Source organism: Phenylobacterium sp. (assembly GCF_036402295.1).
Classification (GTDB): domain Bacteria; phylum Pseudomonadota; class Alphaproteobacteria; order Caulobacterales; family Caulobacteraceae; genus Phenylobacterium.
In genome coordinates this window covers 1-6,394 of the sequence record NZ_DASWTE010000063.1, presented here as the reverse complement: position 1 = coordinate 6,394, position 6,394 = coordinate 1, and the positions used below count along the sequence as shown (strand labels likewise).

Annotated in this window: 7 protein-coding genes; 3 read left to right on the top strand and 4 right to left on the bottom strand. The window is 70.7% G+C overall.

Annotation, left to right across the window (positions count from 1 at the left end; genetic code table 11):
* On the top strand, nt 1-1,063 hold a 1,063-nt coding region (locus VGD44_RS04145; RefSeq protein WP_331084164.1), incomplete at its 5' end, for a diguanylate cyclase.
* A gap of 9 nt (nt 1,064-1,072) precedes the next feature.
* On the opposite strand, the gene VGD44_RS04140 is transcribed toward VGD44_RS04145, so the two are convergent.
* On the bottom strand, nt 1,073-1,852 hold the full coding sequence (locus tag VGD44_RS04140; protein ID WP_331084162.1) for a hypothetical protein: 780 nt from the start codon (nt 1,850-1,852) through the stop codon (nt 1,073-1,075).
* Nucleotides 1,853-2,023: 171 nt separating this feature from the next.
* On the opposite strand from VGD44_RS04140, the gene VGD44_RS04135 reads away from it, so the two are divergent.
* Nucleotides 2,024-2,428, top strand: coding sequence for a hypothetical protein (locus VGD44_RS04135; protein WP_331084160.1), 405 nt, complete (start codon nt 2,024-2,026; stop codon nt 2,426-2,428).
* Nucleotides 2,429-2,483: 55 nt separating this feature from the next.
* Here the strand turns inward: VGD44_RS04135 and rpmG are convergent, their stop codons facing one another.
* Entirely contained in the window at nt 2,484-2,651 is a 168-nt protein-coding gene (gene rpmG / locus VGD44_RS04130) for a 50S ribosomal protein L33 (protein WP_331084158.1), read from the bottom strand.
* Nucleotides 2,652-2,820: 169 nt separating this feature from the next.
* Between rpmG and VGD44_RS04125 the strand changes: the two genes are divergently transcribed.
* Nucleotides 2,821-3,189, top strand: a complete 369-nt coding sequence (locus VGD44_RS04125; protein ID WP_331084156.1) for a GFA family protein — start codon at nt 2,821-2,823, stop codon at nt 3,187-3,189.
* Nucleotides 3,190-3,193: 4 nt separating this feature from the next.
* On the opposite strand, the gene VGD44_RS04120 is transcribed toward VGD44_RS04125, so the two are convergent.
* Together VGD44_RS04120 and rnr are read right to left on the bottom strand one after the other, a co-directional pair.
* Nucleotides 3,194-3,919: an NUDIX hydrolase gene (locus VGD44_RS04120; RefSeq protein WP_331084154.1), complete on the bottom strand. Its 726-nt coding sequence runs from the start codon at nt 3,917-3,919 to the stop codon at nt 3,194-3,196.
* Nucleotides 3,920-3,976: 57 nt separating this feature from the next.
* Nucleotides 3,977-6,286 (bottom strand): ribonuclease R, encoded by a 2,310-nt coding sequence (rnr, locus tag VGD44_RS04115; RefSeq protein WP_331084152.1) that lies wholly within the window; start codon nt 6,284-6,286, stop codon nt 3,977-3,979.
* Between the last annotated feature and the right edge of the window lie 108 nt (nt 6,287-6,394).

Here is a 6,394-nt window from a genome sequence, read left to right as displayed (position 1 = left end):
CTTCCTGACCAAGCCCATCGACGACGTCATGCTGTTCGCCCGCGTGCGCAGCCTGACGCGCCTGAAGGCGGTGATCGACGAACTGCGCGACCGCGAGGCTTCCGGCCGCCGCATGGGCGTGATCGCCGGCGCGGCGTCGCGCCTGGGCGGCTCGGGCGGCCGCATCCTGATCGTCGACGACAACACCCGCCAGGCCGAGCGCGTGGCCGCCGAGCTAGCCATCGAGCATCGCCCGGTCACCGAAGGCGAGGCCTACAAGGCGGTCCTGACCGCCCGGGGGCCGGTCGACCTGGTCATCGTCAACCTGAACGCCAAGACCTTCGACGGCCTGCGCTTCGCCGCCCAGCTCCGCTCGGACGAGGCCACCCGCAGCCTGCCGATCCTGGGCGTCGCCGACCTGGACGAGCGCCAGAAGGCCGTGAAGGCGCTGGAGATCGGCATCAACGACATCCTGGCGCGCCCGATCGACCCGGGCGAGCTGGCGGCGCGCGTGCGCACGCAGATCCGCCGCAAGCGCTACACCGACTATCTGCGTTCGAACCTCGACCACTCGCTGGAGCTGGCGGTCACCGATCAGCTTACGGGCCTGCACAACCGGCGCTATATGGCGGGCCAGCTCGAGGCGCTGATGCGCCGGGCGGCCCAGGGGGGCGAGCCCGTCTCGGTGCTGGTCATCGACATCGACCACTTCAAGAAGGTCAACGACAGCTTCGGCCACGATGTGGGCGACGAGGTGCTGAGCGAGTTCGCGGTGCGCCTGGCCTCCAACGTGCGCGCCATCGACCTGCCCGTCCGCCACGGCGGCGAGGAGTTCGTGGTGGTGATGCCTGACACCGACCTCGAGGACGCGCGCCGCATCGCCGAGCGCATCCGCCTGCACGTAGCCGGCGCCCCCTTCCGCGTGATGGGCGGCGAGGAGCTGCTGGCCGTGACCATCTCCATCGGCGTCGCCTGCAGCACTGGCCCCGGCGACACCTCCCAGGCGCTGATCAAGCGCGCCGACGAGGCGGTCTACGAGGCCAAGTCCCGCGGCCGCAACCGGGTCATCGCCCGCGCCGCCTGAACCCTGCGCTCAGTCGGCGCCGTAGACCCACTCTGTCAGCATCATCCGCGGTGTCTCGCGCGCGTTGGGCGTGAAGCTGTGGAGCATCAGCGGGTCCATCAGCAGCACGTCGCCGGGCTCGCCCAGCATCTCGCGCACCTGGACCGGCACGCACCCCGCCTCGCCCGGTTCGTCCATGAACCGCGCCACCCGGTCCTCGCCGGGCCGGATGGCGGCCAGGGCGGCGAACCAGGGCTCGCGCGCCGTCAGCAGCTTGCGGGCCTCGGCCGAGCGCAGCGGGCCGCCCTGGCGCTGCGCCAGGTCGCGGATCACCCTGTGCGAGCCTGCCACGTAGCCCGTCCCGCCACCGCCGGGTTTCGAAGGCGCGAGCACGAGGAACAACCGCGCCACCCGGGGCGGATCGGCCGTCGCCTGCGAGTCCAGGTGCCAGTGCCGGTGGGGCACGTCCCAGTCCCTCGCGAAGCCGGGGAAGGTGACCAGCGGCACGCCCCAGCGGTCGGGCGTCTTCCAGCCGCCGACGCCCAGCAACTCGTCCAGTACCGCGCGGACCTTGGGGCTCGCCATCGCCGCGAAGTCGTCGACGCGCGAGGTGAGCTGCGCGGGATGTTCGACGCGCCAGGTCTCGGGGCGGTCGCGATGAGCGCCCCAGCGGGCCCGCAGGCGCGTCCACAGGACGTCGACCATGGCGGCGACGTCGGAGACGGGTACGGCCCCGGGGAGGCGGGTGACGCCCTCGGTGGCGTATTCGTGGGCCTGTTCGGGGCTGAGGCCGATGCGGGGATGCTCCATGGGAGATCCTTGAAAGCAGACGCCCCGCGGAGAGCGTGTCCGGCGCCCCCGTGGGACGCCGATCCACTCGCTCGCCGCGGGGCGGTACCCCGCGAACACCCGCAAGGCGCGGGTTGTCGATGGCGGGAGTCTCCGCCCGGCGCCACGTGACGTCAAGCGCCAGGCGGGCCTATGCTGGCGACGTCGGAAGCGGTGGGCCTCGAAATGATCAGACTCTCGGCCTTGATGGCCATTGCGGTCGGCGCGCTCATCGGCGTGGCGCAGATCGCGCGCAATTACGACAACTGGGAGAACTGGCCTACTTGGATGATCGACGAGCTTGCGGCCGCGGTGTTGATCGTGGCTGGCCTGCTGGCGCTCCGCAAACGGATGACGCGGCTGCTCCTGGTGGCTTGGTCGTTCGCCTGCGGGCTCTATATGGCGGGCGCCGTCAGCCACTGGAAAGGCATGGGGGGTGCGACGGGCGAGATGTACGTCTCGGAATCGCGGCTGCTGTTGATCGTCGCTGCGCTGGTGGTCGTCTGCCTGGTCGGCCTGGCCATGGCGTTCTTCAGTCGCAAGCCCGCCGGGCAATGAAAAACGCCCGGCCGTCGGGCCGGGCGTTTTCAACGAATACAGTCGGTTGGCAGATCTACTTGATCTTGCCTTCCTTGAATTCCACGTGCTTGCGCACCACCGGATCGTACTTCTTCAGCACGAGCTTGTCGGTCTTGGTGCGGGCGTTCTTCTTGGCCACGTAGAAGTAGCCGGTGTCCGCCGAGGAATTCAGGCGGATCTTGATGGAGGCGGGCTTCGCCATGGCTCGAATCCTTGCGGGGCCAAACGGGTTCGCACCGCCGGCGGGTGTTCAGGAGGCGCGGAAAATACGAATCCGCGCCGCGAAGTCAATGGCCAACCCCCGTTGCTGACACCGCGATGGCGGGACGGGCGTTCGAGGATGGCCTCTCCATAGTCCGCGGAGTTCGTCCATGCCCGTCAAAGGCCGCTGCCATTGTGGCGCGATCCAGTTCGAGGTCGCCGAGATGCCCACCGAGCTTACCGACTGCAATTGCTCGTTCTGCGTCCGGCGCGGCGGCCTGGTGGCCTACTACAAGTCCGACCAGTTCAAGCTGACGACGGCGCGCGACCGGGTCTGGACCTACCAGTGGGGCGACTACCTCGGCCAGCATCACTACTGCCCGGTCTGCGGGATGGGAACGCACTCCGAGTTCCCCAACTTCGAGACCGGCCAGCCCGACTTCGACGACATGCGGATCGTCGTCAACGTCCGGATGCTCGAAGACCTCGGCTGGGAGACGCTGCCGGTGAAGAAGATCAACGGCCGTGAGAACTGGTGACCCGCTAGAGGTGCGTCGGCCGCATCCCGCTCACCCGGTCCTTGTAGCGTAGGAAGGGCTTCGGGCGGCCGGGTTCGGTCATCCGCAGGGCGGCTTCCTTGATCATCATCCGCGTGACCGTGGGCAGCGGCAGGCTCATGGCGTCGTCGAAGTCGACCCAGTCGATCTCTTCCAGTTCGCCGCAGTCGGCCTGGCGCTCCAGGCTGGTCAGGCGCTCGGCGTCGGCGCTCAGGAACCAGGTGTCGAAGCGCTTGCCCACGGCCGGCGGCGTGATGGCGCGGGCGATCACGTCCATGGCGTCGAGGTCTGCCAGCACGCCCTGGGCCACGAAGTCCTTCCAGGGGCCGTTCGCGCGGGCGTCGCCGGGCTTGGCCAGCAGGAGACCCGCTTCCTCCCAGGTCTCGCGCACGGCGGCCAGCGCCAGCGCCCGGCCGCGGCCGGCGGGTAGGTAGCGGTCGAACAGCCCGCCGACCTCGGCGCGCAGGTCCGTGGCGAACGGCGCGCGGTAGTCGGCCCGGTCGATCCGTCCGCCCGGGAAGACCCAGCGGTCGGGCATGAAGCTGTGGCCGCCGTGGCGCCTGCCCATAAGCACGCGCGGCTTCTTCGCGTCACGGCGGATGATCATCACCGTGGCGGCGTTCTTCGGACGCACGGCGCGCTGTCCGGGGACACGCGGCGGGCCTTCGGGTTTGGCGACGCCGTCGGTCTGCGGGACTTCTTCACTGGCCATGAAACAACTGTATGACCGCCCGCGCAGGCGTGGAAAGGGCGCCGTGGCGGAAGGCCGCTACCTCCGCTTGCCGCCCATCTTCTGCTTGCGGCCGGTGCGGATGCCCGGGGGTCGGCCCCCTGCCGGCCTTGGTGGACCGCGCTTGGGCCCGCGGTCCCCGCGGCCGCGCACGCCCAGCCGGGGCTGCGGCATCGAGCGGTCCGGCGGCGCCGGCTCGCTCAGCATCTCGAACAGCAGGCCGCCGGTCAGCGGCGTGGCCTCGACGAGCCGCACGTCCACGGTCATGCCCAGCGGCCAGCGTGCGCCCGAGCGCTCGCCCACCAGGGCGTGGCTCCGGTCGTCGTGGACGAAGAACTCGCCGCCCAGCCTCGAGACCGGCACGAGGCCGTCCGCCCCGGTCTCCGCCAGCCGCACGAAAAGGCCGAAGCGGGTGACGCCCGTGATCCGGCCGGTGAAGTCGGCGCCCACGCGGTCGGCCAGGAAGGCCGCCACGTAGCGGTCGGTGGCGTCGCGCTCGGCGGCCATGGCGCGGCGCTCGGCGAAGGTGATGATCTCGGCCGTGCCCTTCATCTGGCTGATGTCGAACTCGGAGAGCCCGTCGCCGCCCAACCCCAGAGTCGTCACCAGCGCCCGGTGCACGATCAGGTCGGCGTAGCGGCGGATCGGGGAGGTGAAGTGGGCGTACTTCGCAAGGTTCAGGCCGTAGTGGCCGATGTTGTCGGTGGAATAGACCGCCTGCATCTGGGTTCGCAGCACCACCTCGTTGACGATGTCGGCATGCGGGCCGCCGCGGGTCTCGTCCAGCAGGCGGTTGAAGCGCTCGGTGCGCGGAGCTTCGCCCTTGGTCCACGGCAGGCCCAGCGTGGACAGGAAGTCGACGAGGGCCTGGACCTTCTCCTGGCTGGGCTGGTCGTGGATCCGGTAGATCAGCGGCGTCTTCTTGGCCTCCAGCGCCTCGGCGGCGCAGACGTTGGCCTGAATCATGAACTCCTCGATGAGCTTCATGGCGTCCAGGCTGGCGCGCGGGGTGATGGCCGCGATCTCGCCCTCGCGGCTGATGGCGATCTTCCGCTCGGCGCTCTCGATGGCCAGCGGCGAGCGGGCGTCGCGGCCCTTCTTCAGGCAGGCGTAGGCGGCCCACAACGGCCTCAGGACAGTGTCCAGCAGCGGCCCGGTCTTTTCGTCGGGCTCGCCGTCGATGGCGGCCTGGGCCTGTTCGTAGCTGAGCTTGGCGGCCGAGCGCATCAGGCCGCGGACGAACTTGTGCGAACGCTTGCGACCATCGGCGCCGAACACCATCCGCACGGCCATGGTGGCCCGGTTCTCGCCCTCGCGCAGGCTGCAGAGGCCGTTCGACAGCCGCTCGGGCAGCATCGGCTCCACGCGGTCGGGGAAGTAGACGCTGTTGCCCTTGTCGCGGGCGATGCGGTCCAGCTCCGAGCCCGGCCGCACGTAGGCCGCGACATCGGCGATGGCCACCCAGCAGATCCAGCCGCCGGGGTTCTTCGGGTCGTCGTCGGGCTGGGCGTAGACGGCGTCGTCGTGGTCGCGGGCGTCCACGGGGTCGATGGTGATCAGCGGCACGTCGCGCAGGTCCTCGCGCCCGGCGATGGTCGGGGGCTCGGCGGCCTCGGCCTCGGCCTCCGCGCCCTCGGAGAAGCCGGTCGGGATGCCGTGGGCGTGGATGGCGATGATCGAGAAGGCGCGCGGCTCGTCCTCGCGGCCGACAACCTCCAGCAGCTTGCCGCGCCTGGGGCCGAAGCGGGGGCCGTGGGCTTCCACCTGGGCCAGCACCAGGTCGCCGTCGCGGACGTCCTCGCCCTCGGGCAGCAGCAGGGTGTCCTTGGACTTGCGGTCCACCGGTTCGACCCGCACCTCGCGGCGGGCCTTGCGGACCACGCCCAGGATGCGGTGCGCGCTCTGACCCAGGCGCTTGATCAGCCGCGCTTCGGTCTCGCCGTTCTCCAGCGGCACGAAGCGCACCAGCACCCGGTCGCCCAGGCCCGGCGCGCCGGCCTTGGCGTCGCCGCCGGGGGCCAGCGGCACGAGGGGCGCGTCCTCGCCGCGGGTCAGCCGCACCAGCAGGTCGCCGTCGGCGCTGCGCTCGACCACGTCCGCCACGCCCACCTCGGGCAGGGCGCCGGCCTCGGCCAGGCCCCGGCGGCCGCGCTTGCCCAGGGCGCCATCGGTCTGCAGCGTCTGCAGCATGGCCCGCAGCTGCCGGCGATCCTCCCCCTTCAGCCCGAAGGCCCTGGCGATCGCGCCCTTGTCGGTCTCGCCGCTCTCGCGGATGAACTTCAGGAGCGTGTCGCGGTCGGGGAGGCCCTTGGCAAAGCGGGCGGATTTGGGCGTCTTAGGTCGGGCCATCGGTCGTGCTTAGCACCTTTGCGGAGGGAAGGCAGATGCTCACCGGAACGCACAGATTCCCGAGGCAGGACCAAGTCGTCTACGGCCGGCCCGCCGCCGAGGTGGTGG

What these genes read in the sequence shown, in the direction of transcription:
- VGD44_RS04140 (WP_331084162.1), bottom strand. Translation starts at nt 1,852, where the DNA reads ATGGAGCATCCCCGCATCGGCCTCAGCCCCGAACAGGCCCACGAATAC.
- VGD44_RS04135 (WP_331084160.1), top strand. Translation starts at nt 2,024, where the DNA reads ATGCTGGCGACGTCGGAAGCGGTGGGCCTCGAAATGATCAGACTCTCG.
- VGD44_RS04120 (WP_331084154.1), bottom strand. Translation starts at nt 3,919, where the DNA reads ATGGCCAGTGAAGAAGTCCCGCAGACCGACGGCGTCGCCAAACCCGAA.
- rnr (WP_331084152.1), bottom strand. Translation starts at nt 6,286, where the DNA reads ATGGCCCGACCTAAGACGCCCAAATCCGCCCGCTTTGCCAAGGGCCTC.
- rpmG (WP_331084158.1), bottom strand. Translation starts at nt 2,651, where the DNA reads ATGGCGAAGCCCGCCTCCATCAAGATCCGCCTGAATTCCTCGGCGGAC.
- VGD44_RS04125 (WP_331084156.1), top strand. Translation starts at nt 2,821, where the DNA reads ATGCCCGTCAAAGGCCGCTGCCATTGTGGCGCGATCCAGTTCGAGGTC.